We start from the raw sequence: 18578 nt of genomic DNA, 5'->3' as shown, positions 1-18578 counted from the left end.
TTTTTTTTGCTTATCAAGTTTGGCATTAATATGGCATCATTGATAATTGCAACGCATTGTATGATCTTTGTATTTGATCAAACAATTCTTTGACCTTCAAAATTATATTTTCACGAATTCTTAGACCGATTTGAGAAACATTTTTTTAACCGCTCTTGTAATACTTTACGCTTGTTCAGGTCCTGAAATACCGGAAGACCTGATTGGTAAAGATAAAATGGTAAAAGTGATGATGGAAGTTCATCTACTTGAGGCCAAAGTAAATAGTGTTCCAATCGATCCTTATGATAGCACGCAGGCTGTTTACGAGCATTACGAAAAGTTGTTGTTCAAGGATCTTGGAATTTCGCAGGATCAGTATGAGCGTAGTTTCAATTATTATGTTGACAACCCAAATGAATTTGAAAAAATCTATAGTGCGGTGGTTGATTCATTGATGGCAAGGGAGCAAAAGTTTAAATAGTGAAAGTTTATCCGCAGGATATTGAGGAGAAGTTGGGTTTTGATCAGGTGAGAGATCACCTGATTCGCTTTTGTCAAAGCAATAGGGGAGAAGAGCTTGCCAGAAAGGCTAAACCAACTGATACATATGAAGTACTGGTCAAATGGCTGAATCAGGCCAAGGAAATGATTCGGTTGAAGGGTAGTTCGGAAGATAAAGTTTCTTTTGAATTTCCTGATATTGATGATTATTTGACCAAAGTAAAAGTACCTGGATCTTTTCTTGATCCGGAAGACTTCCACGAATTGAAAAGGGGAGTAAATACGCTAACCTCCTGGGTTCAATTCTTTCAAAAGAAGGGTAGTGAGTATCCGGAATTACTTGCCTTATCCAGTCACATCGAAATAGACCCGAATCTCTCTATTCACATTGACAAAACCATTGATGATCGGGGTGAGGTGAAAGATTCAGCTTCTCGTGAACTTGCTGATATCCGGTCGAAAATTTCAAAATCTGAGCGAGCGGTTAGGTCTGCCATTCAAAAAGTCTTGAAAAAGGCGAAAGAAGATGAATTTACGGATGAGGACAGTACACTCACAGTGCGCGATGGGAGGCTGGTAATTCCGGTAAAGGCAGAGCATAAAAAGCGTATCCAGGGATTTGTGCATGATGAGTCTGCAACAGGTCAGACAGTCTACCTGGAGCCGGGTGAGGTATTAGACCTAAACAACCAGGTGAGGGAGTTAAAGTATGCCGAAAAGCGTGAGGTCATACGAATTCTAGTTGTGCTTTCTGATCATGTTCGAGCTAATCTAAAGGATTTAAAAAACGGAGCATCCCTTCTGGAAAAGCTTGATTTTATCCATGCCAAGGCGTTACTGGCAGATTTGATTAATGGAGTTATACCTCCAACGGATAAAGCCACTCAGTTTTCATTGATTAATGCAATTCATCCGCTCTTGTATCTATCCCATAAAGAAAATGGCAAGCCAGTAGTTCCACTCAATCTATCGCTTGATCAGGAAAAGCGAATTCTAATCATTTCCGGGCCTAATGCTGGAGGTAAGTCGGTGGCTTTAAAAACGGTTGGACTGCTTCAATACATGCTTCAAACGGGATTGCCTGTATCCATCAATGAGGAAAGTAGAATGGGGGTGTTCTCATCCATTTTTATTGATATTGGTGACACCCAATCCATTGAGGATGACTTGAGTACGTACAGCTCTCATCTCACCTCAATGAAGTATTTCCTTGAGCACACAGATAAAAGGTCGATGTTTTTAATCGATGAATTTGGAAAGGGTACCGAACCTCAGTTTGGAGGTGCTATTGCAGAATCTGTATTGCACGAGCTAAATAAAAAGCGTGCGCATGGAATTGTTACTACTCATTATCAAAATCTAAAAAAGATCGGTGATGAAACATCTGGCTTGCTAAACGGTGCAATGAAATATGACCTGGATGCGTTGGAGCCACTTTTCGAATTGGAGGTTGGAAAACCCGGAAGCTCGTTTGCTTTTGAGATTGCTGGAAAGATTGGCCTACCCAAAGACATCATTGAAAAGGCACGAAAGAAAATAGGAAGCTCGCATGTGGCATACGATCAGCTTTTAAATCAACTGGAAAAAGAAAAGTCAAGGTTTGAAAAGTTGACAAAGAAACTGGAGAAGGATCAGGGCGATATCAATAAGGTCCGTAAGGATTATGAGGATTTAAGATCCATGCTGGAGGATGATAAAAAGCGGATCATTAAAGAGGCCAAGCAAGAGGCAAAACAAATCCTTGAAAATGCCAATAAGGATGTAGAGCGAACGATCCGTGAAATAAAGGAGAGCAAAGCCTCCAAAGAGCGAACAAAAGCAGCTCGCGAAAAACTGGATCTGAAAAAGGAACGATTTGAGGAAAAACCAAAAAAGAAGTCTGCTGACTTAAAAGCCGGTGATGTGGTTAAGATGATCGGGCAAGATACCACTGGTACGATCCAAAAGGTCAAAGGGAAGCAGGCAGAAGTGCTTTTCGGATCTCTGAAATCGATTGTTTCTGTGGATAAGCTTCAAAAAGCAAACAGTTCACCTCAAGTAAGTTATCAGAAGAAAGTAAAGAAAATGGGCATTGATATAAGTAGTAAAATGGCCAACTTCAATCATGAGCTTAGTATCCGAGGCATGCGTGCAGATGAAGCAATGAATACGGTCGAGTCATTTATCGATGAAGCATTGCTGGTAGGTGCTGATGAGGTGCGCATCGTGCATGGGAAGGGCCATGGGGTGCTTAGAGAGATTGTAAGAAATGTTACCAAAGGCCATCCCAGCATAGCCAGTGTGGAGGATGAGCATGCAGATAGAGGAGGTGCGGGGATTTCAGTAATTAGGCTGCAGTAATGGAGTTTACTAAACACCAACTGGCTTTACGAAATGGCAATGAGAAAGAGGAAATCTGGATTGCCTACAAAGGAGTGATTTATGATGTGACTCATTCCAAGCTTTGGCGAAATGGAAAACATTATGAGCACTGGGCAGGGCAAGATTTGACAGATGAATTGCAGGATGCTCCGCATGATACAAAAGTTTTTGAGAAATTGCAGGTAGTAGGAAGACTCGTATGAAGATAATCGAATCAGGAATCAAGAATGGATCGAACGCTACCATTATGCCAGTTGAAATTTGTGATCATGTGGTTATAGGTGCAGGTGCTGTTGTTACGAAAAACATTAATGAGCCAGGGATTTATGCTGGTAATCCGGCAATGAAATTGAGGGATTTATGAGTGTTCCATTTGTGGATTTAAAGGCTCAATACGAGTCAATCAAAGAAGAGATTGATCAAGCTATGGCTTCTGTCATCAATCAAACAGCCTTTATTGGAGGTGATGTTATTGAGGCGTTTGAATCAGACTTTGCTAAGTATGTTGGAGCTTCCCATTGCATAGGAGTAGCAAATGGTACGGATGCCATTGAGATATCACTTAAAGCACTTGGAATTGGTGAAGGCGATGAAGTCATTGTACCAGCATTGACCTGGATTAGCACAGCCGGAGCTGTAAATAACGTAGGGGCAGAACCAATTTTTGTAGATGTCTCAGCAGATGAACGAACAATTAATCCTGAGCTAATCGAAGGTAAGATATCAGATAAAACCAAGGCAATAGTCCCAGTTCACCTATACGGCCTACCTGCTCGAATGGGTCAAATTATGGCTATAGCCAAGAAGCACAATCTAAAAGTGATAGAAGATTGTGCACAAGCACATGGTGCTGAAATAGACGGAAAACGTGTGGGGACAATAGGTGATATTGGTACATTTAGTTTTTATCCAGGGAAGAACTTAGGAGCCTACGGCGATGCAGGTGGAATAGTTACCAATGATGAAGAGCTAGTAAAAACCTGCCGGATGCTTTCCAACCACGGCCAACTTAAAAAACATAATCATCAGGTCATCGGTAGAAACAGCCGTTTGGACACGATGCAGGCGGCCATTCTAAAAACCAAGCTGCCCCATATTGAAAAATGGACAGAAGCTAGAGTTCAGGTAGCGAAATGGTATGAAAACCGATTAGCAGATGTGATTAAACCTATAACTCCAGCTAACATGCGTCATGTATTTCATTTATATGTTATCCAGTCGGAAAAACGTAATGAATTGATGGCTAAGTTGAAAGAGGAGAATATTGGATGTGCTATTCATTATCCAACACCACTCCCTCATCTTAATAGCTATTCATACAAAGGACATAGTAAAGGGGACTTTCCGGTTGCGGAGAAACTGTGCTCAGAAATCTTATCACTTCCAATTTTTCCGGAAATGGAGGAGCAGCAAGTCTCTATGGTTTCTAAAGTTATTGCTAGTTGAAAATCTCATCTCCAATTGGAATTTTTACCAATCTGGACTATAAAGATATTTTTCGACTGAGCTGCTCGAATAATCAAGAGTTGATCGATAAAGTATTGTAAAATTGCATACCCTTATCAAAACGATATCTACTCGAAGGTAGTTGAATATGTATTTTCCAAACTTAATTATAGGTGGACCCCCAAAAACTGGCACAACCTCACTCTACCAATGGCTAAAAAGTCATCCCGATTGTTATGCTTCTCCAATAAAAGAGACTTTTTTCTTTGATGATTACATCAATGCTTATAATAAGAATCTAAATTTTAAAAATCATGGATTAAGTTCTTATGCTAAATATTTTGATGGAAATAATGGCGAAAAAATCTTATTTGAAGCAAGTACTAGTTATATAAATTCTTCAACTGCCTTAGAGCAAATTCCTTTACTTCATTCTAACCCGAAAGTGCTTTTTGTTTTTCGAAACCCGATAGATAGAATTGTTTCTGAATATTTATTCCTAAAAGAAAAGAAGCAGTCCGTAACTGTAAGTTTTGAAGATTACCTTGGCTGGAACGGTACAGATTTTACAAGTTTGCAATTTAGACGAGGCAAAGTGGTTAGTCAGATGAATAAATGGATTAAGAGAATGGGTGAGGATAATGTGATTATTATTCGGTTTGAAGATTTAAAGCGACCTCATATTCTAATGAATAAACTGTCTGAACTACTTAGAATTGATGCTGATTTCTATAGCACTTATGATTTTAAAAAACTAAATGAAACCTTCAAAGTAAAAAATAGAACCTTGCATGAAGTGGCTAGAAGGTTAGGAAACAGACTACCAGAACCTATTAAATCCACGATTTTGAAAACTTACATGAAGATGAATGTTTCTAAAGTTGATAAGTCGATCATTAGCACTACGATGCTCGAACAACTTAAAATGGCTTATCACAATGAGTCTGAAGAGTTTTTATTAAAAAAACCACTTTCATAGTGACCCCTTTTCACATAAACAGTCGGTTTGTCACTAAGCTACTGCCAGAGGTAATTAAGACTTATCTTGGACAGAGTGTATATGAAAGAGTGTATGATAAGAAAAAGTTAATTTTTATTCATACACCAAAGACTGCTGGTACCAGTATTTCATCTGTGCTATATGGAACTGATCCGTGGCACTACTCTGCTAGTGAACTTAAAATGATCAATAAGAAGAAATTTTTAAGCTATCCTAAAGTAGGATTTGTCCGAAATCCATTTAGTAGATTGTTATCTACTTATCACTATGCATTCCAGTGGATAAAGCAAAATCCAAAAACTTCCGTGGCTTTTGTAACTAATTATAGTGATTTTGAAGCATTTATAAATAGAGGATTGACATCCGAAATAGTAAAGAATCATTATTTTTTTTGGTCCTACACTAGATATTTAAGTGAAAATGGAAAGATGTGTATGGATAAAATTGGGAGATTTGAAAACCTCAAACGTGATTTTAAGGACATTTTTGGAGAAGAGATGCATCTACCGGAATTGAATAGAAGTAAATCCTCACTTAATTACAAAGATTTCTATGATGCCAATATGATTGTAAAGGTTAAGGATTTATATAAGGACGATCTCATCTCATTTAATTATGATTTCTAAGAATAGGTTAACTGTTATTATTTGTACCTATAATAGGAAAGATCTTCTTAAAGAATGCTTGAATTCACTTACACGGCAAAAAAGAAAAGACTTTGACACTTTGGTGATCAATAATAATTGTACGGATTCTACTTCTGAGGTAGTGTCACAATTTGCTGATCTACTTAATATTCAAGAGATTTTTGAAGAAAATCAAGGATTAAGTTATGCCAGAAACACCGGTTATAGAGAAGCGCAAACCGAATGGGTCGCTTACCTTGACGATGATGCTAAAGCAAAAGAAGACTGGATCGAAAGAATCTACACAACTATAAAAACTCAATCCTTTGAAGGGTTTGGGGGGGTGTACCTTCCTTGGTATTTGTATGGAAAACCCAAGTGGTATAAAGATAGATACGCATCAAATAGTCATTTTTTTAAGAAAAAAGGAATACACGCATTAAGTGGTATCCAATTTATTAGTGGTGGAAATGCCATTTTCAGAAGAGACATTTTACTGGAATCATCCGGGTTTCCTTTAGAATTAGGAATGTCAGGGAACGAGTTGAAGTATGGGGAAGAGATTATTTTGCAACGGGAGCTGATAAATAAAGGCTATTCTCTTGGGGTAAATACTGAACTGATAATCTATCATCTTGTCCCAAAATATAAACTTAACGTCTCCTTTTTTCTGGAAAGCTATAAAAGGAAGGGTAGCGTATATTTTTCTCATAGAAATAACGCTCCTTTCAGGGTTATTTCATTCATAATTCAAGGCTTACTAAGTGTTAGTTTTGTCTTGTTAAAAAGTACTCTTCTTTTTTTAGCTAGAAACGATTACTATTTAGAAAACTGGAAAATTGATACCTTGACAAAATTCTACTTTTACATTCATGCTATTAAAGGCTATCAAGAAAAATGATTCCTAAAATCATTCATTACTGCTGGTTTGGAAAAAATGAACAACCCCCGTTAGTTAAAAAATGTATTGCTAACTGGCGGAAAACGCTTCCAGATTACCAAATAAAACTTTGGGATGAGACCAACTCCCCTATGGATATACCGTGTGTCAAGTATGCTTACAAAAAAAAGCACTGGGCATTCGTTTCAGATTACGTGAGGATTTATGCTGTTTTTCATGAAGGAGGTATTTATTTAGACACTGATACTGAGGTGATTAGAGATTTTAGCCCCTTATTGAACAACCACTGTTTCGTTGGATTTTCTCAAAAACGATATGTAACCAATGCTGTTTTAGGAGGCGAAAAAGGCTTTCATTTTTTAAAAGACATGCTTTCTTTTATGGATCAGATGCACTCAGACAAAAAGAGCCAATTAACGTCACCAAAAGTTACAACCGCAGTACTTAAAAAATATGGTTTAAATAGCTACGGTGAACAGTTGATTAATGGAGTGAAAATATTACCAACTGAAGCATTTTACCCTTATAATCCATTCGATCCAGATCGACCTTTAAATAATTTCTTTTATGAAGATGTTAAACCTGAGACATATTCAGTTCATCATTATATGGCCAGCTGGAATAAGCAAACGTGGATACAAAAAATAATTAATTACATAAAATCGAAAAAATGACACGATTTAGTATCAAAAAAATACCAATACTTGGCAGTTTGATCAGTAGGGTTCATGATAGATATAAATATGAAAAGAGAAAGCGAATGTTCATTTCTTCAAGCGATTTTTGGAAAAATAATTACAAAGCAGGTGGGCATTCAGGATATGGCTCCTATAATGAACTCGCAATTTTTAAGGCAGAAGTAATTAATGAATTCATAGATAGCAATGAATATGAATCATACGCTGAATTTGGTTGTGGAGATGGTAATCAAATTGATTTAATTCACTATCCGAGTTTTTCAGGATATGACATAAGTGAAGAATGTATTGAAATCTGTAAACAGAGATTCAAATCAAAAGAAAACATGTCATTCTCCACGATGAAGGAATATGTTGGCCAACAATATGATGTTACACTTTCTCTTGATGTGCTTTTTCACCTGGTTGAAGATGAAGTTTACAAAGAATACTTAGATACGCTTTTTAAAGCGAGTAGATACCAAGTAATTATCTACTCTTCCAATACTAATGACAACAGTTCAAACTACTATCCTCAGGTAAGGCATAGGAAGTTTACGGAAGATATAAAGCTATGGTACCCTGATTTTAAGTTGAAGGATACCATTTCAAACAAATTTCCATTCAAGGGGAGCTCAAAGTCAGGATCTTTCTCGGATTTTTATTTTTTTGAGAAAAGTTGACTTTGCTTTAGGCTAAAAAATGACATTATTAAGAATAATAAAATCACAAGTAAAGAGCTTATTAAAACGATAGTATTCCCCAGGAAGTAAGTTTTTGGCTTAAATTCAAAAACAATCTCATGATTACCACTTGGAATCTCAAGAGCTCTCAGAACATAATTTGCACGAAGAATCTCAACAGACTTTCCGTCAATCGTAGCTTCCCATCCTTCCGGATAGTATATTTCTGAGAATACTCCTAGTGCTGTTCCATTTGATATATCCGCTTGATAACTGACTCTATTTGGGGTTTTCTCAGATAGAATTATCGTACCGGATCCGGAAATTTGTGGAATTTCAAACTTTGTTTGATCTATTAAAGCTTCATTTTTTGTATCAATCGAACACACATTAGAAATTTCTTCGTCAGGAGAATTGACAGGTATGACATTTGAAACCGTCCATGCATTCCCATTTGCATATCGATTTGGAAATACTGCATTTTGCTGTGTACCCGCATAAAGCACTTTTGTGTTGAGCATATTCAATGCCGGAAGATTTGAAAAATCCATCGATTGATTTTGTAGCGATTGATACGCGCTTTGCAATTCCGATTGCAAGCAATAGTCTATCAGATCCTGATAGCGCCGGATTTTAGCTCCATGATATCCCCCAATAGACTCATGATAGTAGGATGTTCTGTTTTCATTGAATGGATTTTGCAGATTTAACACACGGTCTCCTGCAGTAGTGAGTGAAGCTATTGCCTTGTCAGCTTCAGTCATAGAGAAAAATTCTTTTGAAGGATTTTTGGTAAACTTTTCTTCTCCTAAAAAACGCTTTGTTAATGAAAAACTATCAACCAGAACTATCACCAAGAATCCAATCATCACTTGCTGTGCTCTTACTTTCTTTTTAAAGAGGGACCATAGAAGTACTGCAAATGACACCACGAACATGAGTGCTCTTAGTGTATCCTTCACAAGTAGGGATTGACGATCTTCTCTGATAGCTTTTAGAAACCAGTCAGGAAGTTGAGAATCAATTGCACCTCTATACCCTAGCGCTCCTGAAAAAAGTAATAGAGCAATTAAAAATCCGCCACCAATCCCAAAAAGGATGAATACCTTTTTCTTCAATTCAGTATTCCACTCTGAGCTAATCAGCTTTTCAAGTGCTACGAACCCTAATAAATTCATAGCAAAAATGGTGATGATGATCGTGAATGTTACAGATCTGAATTTATTGTAACCAGGCAAGTAGTCGAATAAGAAATCATTGAAACCCTGAAAATTTTTACCCCAACTCATCATAATACCAAGAACAGCAATCGATATCAACCACACCTTTTGGTTTTTTGGAAGAATGAGAATTCCTAAAATAAAGAGCAGGACGGTGAATGTTCCGGCATAATAAGGGGCGGTTAAAGGTTGATCCCCCCAATACGTAGGAATGGCCTGAACCTGCTGGGCTATTTGTGATCGATTATACCCAGCATCTTTTAATGCGTCCGCTACAGCAGATTTGGTAGAAAGCTCTTGTTGAGAAGAACCTCCAAAAATGTTCGGAACGAAAAGAAAAAGCGGCTCTGCTATTCCATTGCTGTATCTAAATGCATATTCTCTATCTAGTCCGGAAGATGATTGTTGATCACTTTTCAACTCCGATTTTCCCCGGATGGTGTATTTACTATATTCAAGTGTTGTAGCTAGTCGGCCATAATTAGCACCGACAGCCAATAAAGCTGCTAAAATCATCAATGCAGCATTGATACTAAACGATTTAAAATTCTTTTCCTTGATTACATCAATAAGAGTATTTATTCCATAAGCTGCTACAATTATGACGAGGTAATAAGTAATTTGTGGGTGATTCGTTCGAATCTGAAGGCCCAGTGCAAGAGCAGTTAATCCAAATCCAAACCACCTCTTACCAGTAAACGTCAGGTGTATTCCGGCTAAAACAAGTGGAATTAGAGCAACCGCCGCAATTTTAGCATTATGACCTGCCATAATACCTATAACATTAAATCCATTTAGGCCGAAAGCAATTGCTCCTGCTGCAGCTATTAATGGTCTTACTTTGAAACAAAGCAGCAGTATATAGAAACTTACAAAACAGGCAAATAGAATACCTTCTGGATGCCCTAATCCCAGGAGATATATCTGGTAAACATGTTTGAGCATATCACCTGGGTATTGAACCCCCGTCAAGTAAGCCGGCATGCCACTGAACATATTTGGATTCCAAAGTGCTTCTTTACCGGTTTCTGTTCTGTATTCTGTTAATTGATTATTACCACCTTGTCCTTGAAGAATATCATGTTGGTCTATCTGTTTATCTCCAAGTATGGTTGGATAATGAACTAAAATGGTTATCAAAAGAAAACCAAGAATAATCAGGCCATGTGTAAGTATATTTTTCTTAAGCTCAGCGTTCATTTTGGCAGGTTAATTTTTAAAAATCGATCAAAGGTAGAATGAATGATTTTATTGATATCCTCGGAGATTCTGAATCTATAAATCAGAAAAATAAAAAAGACTGAAGTCAAAACAGAACGAATGAGAATATCAATAGCAGGATGAAATCCTGGTTGAAAAAAGTATGCAACAGTTGCTACTACCACACCAATTACAAGTAATGGGAGATGGGCAGGTATAAGAGGTTGAATACCAAAGTGATAATTTACAAAAAGCACTTTTAGTAAAATATGAAAAACAATTGCTACTAAATAACTAATGGCTGCACCATTTAAACCCCAAATAGATATTAGGTAGTAATTCAACACAATCAGCATGATGGCTGCAAAGGCTTGGAAAAAAAGATTATATCTATACAAATGAGAAAAATTAATGATTTCGCCAGCAAAGCTAGAAGCCATCAAGGCTAACTTCGCTAAGCATACTGCAACGACCACCCAAAAACCTCTTTGAAATGCCTCACCTTTTGGGATGAAGTCAAAGAGATCTTGAAGATTGGTAATAATACCAATAAACAGAAGCATGCCTATTACAGACATGGTTATCGAACCACGCTTATAAAGGCTATCCACCTCGTTCATATTTTGCTTAGCAAACTCATTTGATAAAACCGGACTAGTAACTTTACTCATATTTCTACGAGGCATTTCAACAATTACAGCAATAAAAAAACAAGTCGTGTAAATGCCATTTAAGTCACTACCAAGCTGCGAAGTTATTTGGTCATAAGATATATTGTTGATGATCGCAAAGCTGCCAGCCAGTGCCATTGAATAAGTACCAAACCTGAATAACCTACCTCTCCATTCCTTAGATAAATTTCCAAAGCGGAAATCAAAACTAAAGTTATGCCTAATTAATAGTTGTATTAATAGTAGTATAAATGCAAGGAAGTAAACAAGTCCAAGACCCGTCACAGCCATGTCAAAACTCCACCACTCAAAAGCAAACCCAATAACTAAAAGTAGTGAGCCGAGTCGCAAGTAAACATCTCTCAAGAAAGAAGGGAAAATAACTTTCATGATTGATCGACTGTAGCTAAAAAACAACTCAAACAGGCTATTCGCAATAATTATTATGGCAGTGATAGAAAGATAATTAATATAATCAGGGGCTGTATCTACATATCTAGCAGCTATGATATCCTTTAAAAAATATCCGAGTAGGAGAATAATAACATTACCAGCAAGGGTAACAACTAACAAAAAGCTGAAAAAACGATTTCTTTCACTTTGTTTGAATGTTGGAAAAAACTTGATGAATGAACTACTCATTCCAAATGATGATATTGGAGAAACCATCATCGCATGTGCTGTTATTAGAGTGAAAAGCCCTATTTGAGAGAGGTCTAGATACTCTGCTCGAAAGTAAAGGGTATTTAAGTACCCTACTGCCACACCTAAGTAGGCCATAATGGTACCCCAAAAACTTTGCTTGATTACTACTCCCACAGGTTTGATTTAGAAAAACCACAATTTAATGGAAAGGGCAATTACCATGACTAGTAAAATCATTCGGATAAGTCGATCACTTTTCCCAACGGACCAACGGCTACCTACCCAGGCACCTATTGAATTACCTGCAGCTAAGGTTAAGCCATATTCCCAACGAATTTTCCCTTCCAAATAAAAAACAATAACAGCCGCTACTGTATAGCAAAGGATAACGAAAACTTTGATGCTATTCGTCTTTGCCATATTGAATCCATGAATACTGGTCAATGTGGCAATGATTAAAAAACCAATTCCCGCTTGTATGAAGCCACCATAAATACCCAAGAAGAAAAAAACAACTACGCTCATCCACGTCTTTTTCTTAGTAATGATCTCAGACGGATCAATATTGATGGAAGGCCTGAAGATAGATATACCCATTACCAAAAGCATTACGACCGCAAGAATCCGATTGAATAGCTTATCCCCAATGTCCACGGCAATGTTTGATCCAATGATCGCTCCCATTATCGCAGGTAGTGCAACGTAAATTGCAAAAGGAAAAACATAAACACCCTTGCTTCGATAGCCCGCCACAGAAAAGATATTCTGGATGAAAATTGCTACTCGATTCGTTCCGTTGGCCTCTGCAGATGGCAATCCCATGAATATTAACAAGGGCATAATAAGTAAAGAACCACCACCAGCTATGCTATTTACAAATCCTGCAAAAGCACCGGCTAAAACCAAAAGAATACCCTCTATTACAGACATTAAAGTTTGTAGTCAGTCAGTTTGCAATCTAACTCATCCGAACAATCAGCAAGTAATTGCATATTGGTTTTTGATAATTTAGGATGAATTTCCAAAGGACACATTTCAACCAGCGGCATCAGTGTAAATCGTCTATTCGGGATGCCTGGATGCGGAATAGTTAGATTTTCTAATTCTAAGCTTGTATTGTGATAATAGAGTATATCTATATCGATGCACCGTTCACCCCACTTTTCTTTTCTAATTCTACCCAGTGATTTTTCAATATCCAATATCGTTTTAAGAAGCTCATCAGGAGATTTAGATGTCTCAATCTGAAGCACAACATTCAGAAACCAATCCTGATTTTCCTTGCCCCAGGGTTCCGTCTCATAAATAGATGATTCATCCAGTACTTGAATGCCAGCTGCGATCAACTGCTGCTCAGCTTCTTTTAGGTACTCCAACCGATTGCCCATATTGCTGCCCAGTAGTAGGTAAATTCCGTTCATCTAGTTTCTTGATCTATTGTTTGCAAACCTCGTCTTACTTTTGCGAATTATCAATAAAGACAAAGTAAGCTTTTGTCAGTTTTCTAATAGACAAACTAAAGGTACCAAATACAACTAAATGGCTTTTTTAAGGAATCTTCTGGCTACACTCGTTGGCCTCTTCATTTTTACAATTCTTGGATTCTTCATGCTGGTAGGTATTGCCGCTTCAGCATCAGCGGATGAGGCACCAACAGTAAAAAGCAATTCTGTACTCTATTTCCCAATGTCTGGGTTTTTAATGGAGAAAACAGTAGACGACCCATTCCTAAATGCTTTTTCCGATGGACCAACTCCATTAAGCCTTTTGGATATCATTACGGCCATCAATAAGGCAAAGACCGATGATCGGATTAAAGGAATTTACATTGAGCCAATGTACCTGGCTGGAAGCTATGCAGGTTTGCAGGAAATCAGGGATGCATTGCTTGACTTTAAAGAATCCGGGAAGTTTATCTATGCATACGGTGAGTATATCAGCGAGTCAGATTATTATGTTGCTTCAGTAGCCGATAGTTTGTTTTTGAATCCTACAGGAGCAATAGAATTTAATGGCCTAGATGTCAACATTACCTTTTGGAAAGGCATGTTCGATAAACTGGATATACAGCCGGAAGTGTTTAGGGTAGGTGAGTTTAAAAGTTATGTGGAGCCATACATTAGGAAAGACCTGAGTGAAGAAAACCGTCTTCAGTATAGTGAGTTGCTTGCTTCTATGTATGATATATACCTGACCAATGTGGCTAATTCAATCCGAATTCCCTCAGATAAGCTAGCGGAAATCTCAGATCAAATGAAAGTAAACCTCCCTCAGGATGCAGTGGATGTTGGCTTGATTAATAAACTGGGGTATGAAGATGAATTGAAAAGTGTTATGAAAGAGAAGCTAGGTATAGCGGATGATAAAGAGCTCCGTACCATGAAAATGAACAAATACATTCAGGCCATCCAGTCTGAAAGTAATTACTCTAGCAATCGGATAGCTGTAATTGTCGCGGAAGGTGATATCGTGATGGGAGGAGACGAAGGAATAGTGGGAGCAACTTATGCAGAGGAAATACGAAAGGCTAGGAATAATAATAAGATTAAAGCAATCGTGATGCGTGTGAATTCCGGTGGTGGAAGTATGACAGCATCAGATATGATCTGGCGTGAATTAATGCTAACGAAAGGTAAAAAACCAATCATTGCTTCGATGGGGGGAGCCGCTGCTTCAGGTGGATACTATATTGCCATGCCAGCTGACACAATCATTGCCCAACCTAATACAATTACCGGGTCAATCGGCATATTCGGGATGTGGTTCAATTTCGGTGAGTTTTTGGAAAATAAGATTGGCATCACTCACGATGTAGTTAAAACAGGAGAATATTCAGACATCTATACGGTAACAAGACCATTAAGAGATTCTGAACGAGCCATTATTCAGCGAGGTGTCAATGAAGGATATGAAGCGTTTACACAAAAAGTGGCAGATGCGAGAGGTATGACTCAAGCTGATGTAAAGAAAATTGCAAGTGGACGTGTATGGAGTGGTGAGCAGGCAGCAAAAAATGGCTTAGTGGATCAGTTAGGTAGTTATCAGGATGCAATAGAATTAGCAGCTAAGGCAGCAGGAATAGAAGACGACTATTCCGTATCATATTACCCAAAACAAAAACCTTTCATCGAGGAGGTATTAGAAAAAATGAGTGCTAAGGTACAGTTTACCCTATTTGGAATGGACGCTGACCCTGTTGCAAAAGCAGTGAAAGAGATAAACCATCATAAGGGTCTTCAGGCCAGAATTCCTGGGAACATAGAGGTTAGGTAATAAATAGTGAAGGTTTCCGAATTATTTTAACATTAAACCTGTCCACATTGTGAACAGGTTTAATGTTTTTTTATCTACTCATCCCTTAGCGAATTGACAGGGTTGGATAGTGCTGCTCGGATGGACTTATAGCTGACAGCTATCATAGCCACCAAAAGAGCGCCAATACCGGCAAAAAGATAGATAGCCAGGTTATCAATACCCCATAAGTCAATACGGTATTGGAAATCACTGATCCAACCTTTTAGAAAGTAAAAAGCGATAGGCCAGGCTATCACATTAGCCAGAATGATTAGTATCACAAATTCCCTCATTAGCAGCTGTACAATCTGCCTGACACTGGATCCAAGCACTTTTCTCACCCCAATTTCTTTCTTACGTTGCTCTACCATGAAGAAAGAGAGACCAAACAAACCAAGTGAAGAAAGAATAATTGAGAGTGCGGTAAAGGCATTCACCAGCATGGCAAATTGCTCATCGGAAGCAAATATTTGGTTAAACTCCTGATCAAAGAATTGATAATCAAATGGATAGTTTGGAAAAGTGACATTCCATTCTGCTTCCAGAAAGTCCAATGTTTCACGCATGTTGGAAGGATTCACTTTTAGTACCAGATTGCTATTCGGGCCTGGGTTGTAAAAGATCATAAGCGGTTCGATCTTGTGCCTCATGCTGGAAAAATGAAAGTCCTTGATCACACCAATAACCTTCCTTGTAGTATTATTTCCGAATACAAGGTTTTTACCCACTGCTTCATCCCACCCTAGTGATTCCATCATCGCTTCGTTGATAATGATAGACTCCTGCTGATCTGCTCCAAAGCCAGGATCGTAATTGCGACCTGCCACCAACTCCATACCCATTACATCTATGTAATTCTCATCCATAGACATAACGCTCACTATCCAGGGTTCGTCCTGATTGCCATCTTCTACATTCACACCACCTCGTCCAAATGTACTTCCGGGCATGTTATTTGAATACCCTGTACTGATGATGTCAGAATAACTATCCAGGCTTTCTTTGAAGTTTTCCATCCCTTCCGCCAGGCCAGGACTTCCTACATTGATGTTTATCACTTGATCCTTATCAAAACCGAGATGTTTGTTCTTGATGTAATCAATTTGTTTCGATACGATCAATGTAGTGCAGATCATACCAATTGCAGCCACAAACTGAAGTACCACCAGCGTTTTTCTGAGCCATATTCCCTTGGAGCTCGTTTGAAATTTTCCACGAAGGATGTTAACCGACTTTATGCTGGATAGGATAAATGATGGATAAACACCTGCGAGTGCTCCAATCACAAATCCCAAAAGAAGAAAACCAACCAATAGAATAGGGGTGTTGCTCATCAATGTCAAGAGATCAAAGCTTAGTCCAAGACTATCGTTGGCGGTCAAAGTTGAAACAAGAAATAATGAAATGATCATAGCCATAGTAGCCATTAAGATGGACTCTATCATATGTTGGCCAATGAGTAATGCTTTCGAACTGCCCACAACTTTTCTTATTCCAACTTCCTTTGCCCGGGTGGTTGATTGTGCAGTAGTAAGGTTCACAAAATTAAAGGCCGCTATCAGCAGAATAAATATTGCCACGCCCGAAAGCGTAAAGACATAAACCTGATCGCCTTTATTTTGATGGTAATAATCAAACAAGAGACCAGCTGACCCTAAATGGATTTCTTCAAGAGGCTGCAGTTGTGGAATCCAAAAATCATTGACATCATTTGCCAGGGCAATTTCGGCCATTTTCCCTTCCACTTGTAGTTCATTTGCTCCTTCGGATAGTACAGCATAACCCAGCATCCCAAGACCTCCCCAACCATTGATATATTGTGCAAGAGAAGAATCAGATTGAGCTGGATAAAGGGACATTAATGCGTCAAAACCAAGATGTGAGTTTTGAGTAATGTCATCCATTAATCCCACTACCTCCCAAGACTGATCATTGATGGTTAGTATTTGGCCGATAGACTCCTCATCACCAAAGACTTTTTCGGCATAAGCATCGGTCAAAATAAGTTTATGTGGCTGATTGAATTTATCCAGCGTTTCATCTTTGTTGCGAACGGGAAGATCAAAGATCTCAAAGAAGTCATTTTCCACATACAAGGCATATTCTGAATAATAGCCTATTTCACCTTTTTCCATTCGCTGCTCTCCGGCAAACATCATCCGAGAGGCGATTTCTACCTCAGGAATTTCTTCTTCTGCAGCTTGTGGCATACGGGGATTGGTAATAGCGACTTCATTGCTTGATACACCCAAAGCCTCGTCGATGGTAGTAAACCGATAGATTCGATCTGATTTTTCATGCCATCGATCATAAGAGACTTCATTGTATACAAATGATGCTAGCATCACGAAAGTGGAGAAGCCAAGAATCAAGCCTACAGCATTGATTGACGTAGAGAGTTTGTTTTTCTTGAAGCTGCGTAGAGCCACCAGTATGAATGTCCTTAACATAGTCTTTAAGTTTTTGAGTTAGATTAAGCTAACGACATTACTCGGATGAGTCAATAATGGTTACACCAAAGGAAAAGTGTGAGGATGAGGGGTGTTTTTTTGTGGGCATAAAAAAAGCCCACATTGCTGTGAGCTTCTAATTGTCTTGTTGTTAGCTACTTAGCTAATTGTACTCTTCAGATATTCTCGATTCATTCGAGCGATGTTTTCAATTGAGATTCCTTTCGGACATTCTACCTCGCAAGCTCCGGTATTGGAGCAGTTTCCAAAACCTTCTTCATCCATCTGCTTCACCATGTTCTGTACTCGATCATGTGCCTCTACTTGTCCTTGAGGTAGGAGGGATAGTTGAGAAACTTTTGCAGAAACGAACAATGAAGCGGAAGCGTTTTTACATGAGGCTACACATGCGCCACATCCAATGCAGGTTGCTGCATCAAAAGCTTTATCAGCATCATGCTTATCGATTGGAATGGCATTCGCATCCTGAGTGTTTCCACTGGTATTTACACTAATAAAACCACCGGCATTCATGATTCGATCAAAGGCGCTTCTGTCTACTACCAAATCTTTGATTACAGGAAATGCTTTGGCTCTCCATGGCTCTACATAGATGGTATCCCCATCTTTGAATTTACGCATATGGAGCTGGCAAGTAGTCATTCTTTTTCCCGGCCCATGCGCTTCACCATTGATATACATGGAACAGCTCCCGCAGATCCCTTCTCGACAATCGTGATCAAATGCGATTGGTTCCTCACCGTTTTCAATTAGCTGCTCATTAAGTATATCCATCATTTCAAGGAAAGAACTATCCTCCGAAATGTTAGATACCTGATAGGTCTCCATTCGACCTTTATCTTTTTCGCTTTTCTGTCTCCAGACTTTCAGTGTAAGATTTAATTCTTTTGCTGCTGACAT

17 protein-coding genes are annotated in these 18578 nt (G+C 38.4%); 11 read left to right on the top strand and 6 right to left on the bottom strand.

The features are described from left to right. Nucleotides 1-130: 130 nt before the first annotated feature. The 10 genes from ACQK2H_RS15635 to ACQK2H_RS15590 all read left to right on the top strand — a co-directional run bounded on the left by ACQK2H_RS15635 (nt 131) and on the right by ACQK2H_RS15590 (nt 8177). Nucleotides 131-463, top strand: coding sequence for a DUF4296 domain-containing protein (locus ACQK2H_RS15635; protein WP_425392314.1), 333 nt, complete (start codon nt 131-133; stop codon nt 461-463). Further along, entirely contained in the window at nt 463-2823 is a 2361-nt protein-coding gene (locus ACQK2H_RS15630; protein ID WP_425392313.1) for an endonuclease MutS2, read from the top strand. The genes ACQK2H_RS15635 and ACQK2H_RS15630 overlap by 1 nt, the downstream gene beginning before the upstream one ends. Then, a complete protein-coding gene (locus ACQK2H_RS15625) occupies nt 2823-3047 on the top strand; it encodes a cytochrome b5 domain-containing protein (protein WP_425392312.1) in 225 nt (74 codons plus the stop codon). Before ACQK2H_RS15630 ends, ACQK2H_RS15625 begins: the two co-directional genes overlap by 1 nt. Continuing rightward, on the top strand, nt 3044-3208 hold the full coding sequence (locus ACQK2H_RS15620) for a hypothetical protein (protein ID WP_425392311.1): 165 nt from the start codon (nt 3044-3046) through the stop codon (nt 3206-3208). Before ACQK2H_RS15625 ends, ACQK2H_RS15620 begins: the two co-directional genes overlap by 4 nt. Then, nucleotides 3205-4290, top strand: a complete 1086-nt coding sequence (locus tag ACQK2H_RS15615; protein WP_425392310.1) for a DegT/DnrJ/EryC1/StrS family aminotransferase — start codon at nt 3205-3207, stop codon at nt 4288-4290. Before ACQK2H_RS15620 ends, ACQK2H_RS15615 begins: the two co-directional genes overlap by 4 nt. Nucleotides 4291-4438: 148 nt before the next feature. Then, nucleotides 4439-5269 (top strand): sulfotransferase family protein, encoded by an 831-nt coding sequence (locus tag ACQK2H_RS15610; protein WP_425392309.1) that lies wholly within the window; start codon nt 4439-4441, stop codon nt 5267-5269. After that, a complete protein-coding gene (locus ACQK2H_RS15605) occupies nt 5269-5916 on the top strand; it encodes a sulfotransferase family 2 domain-containing protein (RefSeq protein WP_425392308.1) in 648 nt (215 codons plus the stop codon). Before ACQK2H_RS15610 ends, ACQK2H_RS15605 begins: the two co-directional genes overlap by 1 nt. Continuing rightward, nucleotides 5906-6817: a glycosyltransferase family 2 protein gene (locus ACQK2H_RS15600; protein ID WP_425392307.1), complete on the top strand. Its 912-nt coding sequence runs from the start codon at nt 5906-5908 to the stop codon at nt 6815-6817. The genes ACQK2H_RS15605 and ACQK2H_RS15600 overlap by 11 nt, the downstream gene beginning before the upstream one ends. Further along, nucleotides 6814-7491 carry a glycosyltransferase family 32 protein gene (locus ACQK2H_RS15595; protein ID WP_425392306.1) on the top strand — a complete coding sequence of 226 codons (678 nt, stop codon included), beginning with the start codon at nt 6814-6816 and terminating at the stop codon, nt 7489-7491. The genes ACQK2H_RS15600 and ACQK2H_RS15595 overlap by 4 nt, the downstream gene beginning before the upstream one ends. After that, on the top strand, nt 7488-8177 hold the full coding sequence (locus ACQK2H_RS15590) for a methyltransferase domain-containing protein (protein ID WP_425392305.1): 690 nt from the start codon (nt 7488-7490) through the stop codon (nt 8175-8177). The genes ACQK2H_RS15595 and ACQK2H_RS15590 overlap by 4 nt, the downstream gene beginning before the upstream one ends. On the opposite strand, the gene ACQK2H_RS15585 is transcribed toward ACQK2H_RS15590, so the two are convergent. From ACQK2H_RS15585 to folK, 4 genes are all read right to left on the bottom strand, one after another. Continuing rightward, the gene (locus ACQK2H_RS15585) at nt 8156-10597 is read right to left on the bottom strand and encodes a YfhO family protein (RefSeq protein ID WP_425392304.1); all 2442 of its coding nucleotides are present in this window, start codon (nt 10595-10597) and stop codon (nt 8156-8158) included. The genes ACQK2H_RS15590 and ACQK2H_RS15585 overlap by 22 nt on opposite strands. Then, nucleotides 10594-11910 (bottom strand): polysaccharide biosynthesis C-terminal domain-containing protein, encoded by a 1317-nt coding sequence (locus ACQK2H_RS15580; RefSeq protein ID WP_425392303.1) that lies wholly within the window; start codon nt 11908-11910, stop codon nt 10594-10596. The genes ACQK2H_RS15585 and ACQK2H_RS15580 overlap by 4 nt, the downstream gene beginning before the upstream one ends. Nucleotides 11911-12096: 186 nt before the next feature. Continuing rightward, nucleotides 12097-12843 (bottom strand): sulfite exporter TauE/SafE family protein, encoded by a 747-nt coding sequence (locus ACQK2H_RS15575; RefSeq protein ID WP_425392302.1) that lies wholly within the window; start codon nt 12841-12843, stop codon nt 12097-12099. Then, nucleotides 12843-13334: a 2-amino-4-hydroxy-6-hydroxymethyldihydropteridine diphosphokinase gene (folK, locus tag ACQK2H_RS15570; RefSeq protein ID WP_425392301.1), complete on the bottom strand. Its 492-nt coding sequence runs from the start codon at nt 13332-13334 to the stop codon at nt 12843-12845. The genes ACQK2H_RS15575 and folK overlap by 1 nt, the downstream gene beginning before the upstream one ends. Nucleotides 13335-13452: 118 nt before the next feature. On the opposite strand from folK, the gene sppA reads away from it, so the two are divergent. Further along, the gene (gene sppA / locus ACQK2H_RS15565; protein ID WP_425392300.1) at nt 13453-15186 is read left to right on the top strand and encodes a signal peptide peptidase SppA; all 1734 of its coding nucleotides are present in this window, start codon (nt 13453-13455) and stop codon (nt 15184-15186) included. A gap of 74 nt (nt 15187-15260) precedes the next feature. Here the strand turns inward: sppA and ACQK2H_RS15560 are convergent, their stop codons facing one another. Then, nucleotides 15261-17657 carry an ABC transporter permease gene (locus ACQK2H_RS15560; protein ID WP_425392299.1) on the bottom strand — a complete coding sequence of 799 codons (2397 nt, stop codon included), beginning with the start codon at nt 17655-17657 and terminating at the stop codon, nt 15261-15263. Nucleotides 17658-17816: 159 nt separating this feature from the next. After that, the gene (locus ACQK2H_RS15555) at nt 17817-18578 is read right to left on the bottom strand and encodes a succinate dehydrogenase/fumarate reductase iron-sulfur subunit (RefSeq protein WP_425392298.1); all 762 of its coding nucleotides are present in this window, start codon (nt 18576-18578) and stop codon (nt 17817-17819) included.

It is taken from the genome of Ekhidna sp. (assembly GCF_965228795.1).
Lineage (GTDB): Bacteria > Bacteroidota > Bacteroidia > Cytophagales > Cyclobacteriaceae > Ekhidna.
This window is presented reverse-complemented; position numbering and strand designations above follow the sequence as displayed.

Coding starts and splice junctions, on each gene's coding strand:
- ACQK2H_RS15625 (WP_425392312.1), top strand. CDS start 2,823: ATGGAGTTTACTAAACACCAACTGGCTTTACGAAATGGCAATGAGAAA.
- ACQK2H_RS15620 (WP_425392311.1), top strand. CDS start 3,044: ATGAAGATAATCGAATCAGGAATCAAGAATGGATCGAACGCTACCATT.
- ACQK2H_RS15615 (WP_425392310.1), top strand. CDS start 3,205: ATGAGTGTTCCATTTGTGGATTTAAAGGCTCAATACGAGTCAATCAAA.
- ACQK2H_RS15610 (WP_425392309.1), top strand. CDS start 4,439: ATGTATTTTCCAAACTTAATTATAGGTGGACCCCCAAAAACTGGCACA.
- ACQK2H_RS15600 (WP_425392307.1), top strand. CDS start 5,906: ATGATTTCTAAGAATAGGTTAACTGTTATTATTTGTACCTATAATAGG.
- ACQK2H_RS15595 (WP_425392306.1), top strand. CDS start 6,814: ATGATTCCTAAAATCATTCATTACTGCTGGTTTGGAAAAAATGAACAA.
- ACQK2H_RS15590 (WP_425392305.1), top strand. CDS start 7,488: ATGACACGATTTAGTATCAAAAAAATACCAATACTTGGCAGTTTGATC.
- ACQK2H_RS15585 (WP_425392304.1), bottom strand. CDS start 10,597: ATGAACGCTGAGCTTAAGAAAAATATACTTACACATGGCCTGATTATT.
- ACQK2H_RS15580 (WP_425392303.1), bottom strand. CDS start 11,910: ATGAGTAGTTCATTCATCAAGTTTTTTCCAACATTCAAACAAAGTGAA.
- ACQK2H_RS15575 (WP_425392302.1), bottom strand. CDS start 12,843: ATGTCTGTAATAGAGGGTATTCTTTTGGTTTTAGCCGGTGCTTTTGCA.
- folK (WP_425392301.1), bottom strand. CDS start 13,334: ATGAACGGAATTTACCTACTACTGGGCAGCAATATGGGCAATCGGTTG.
- sppA (WP_425392300.1), top strand. CDS start 13,453: ATGGCTTTTTTAAGGAATCTTCTGGCTACACTCGTTGGCCTCTTCATT.
- ACQK2H_RS15560 (WP_425392299.1), bottom strand. CDS start 17,657: ATGTTAAGGACATTCATACTGGTGGCTCTACGCAGCTTCAAGAAAAAC.
- ACQK2H_RS15555 (WP_425392298.1), bottom strand. CDS start 18,578: ATGTCAGCAGCAAAAGAATTAAATCTTACACTGAAAGTCTGGAGACAG.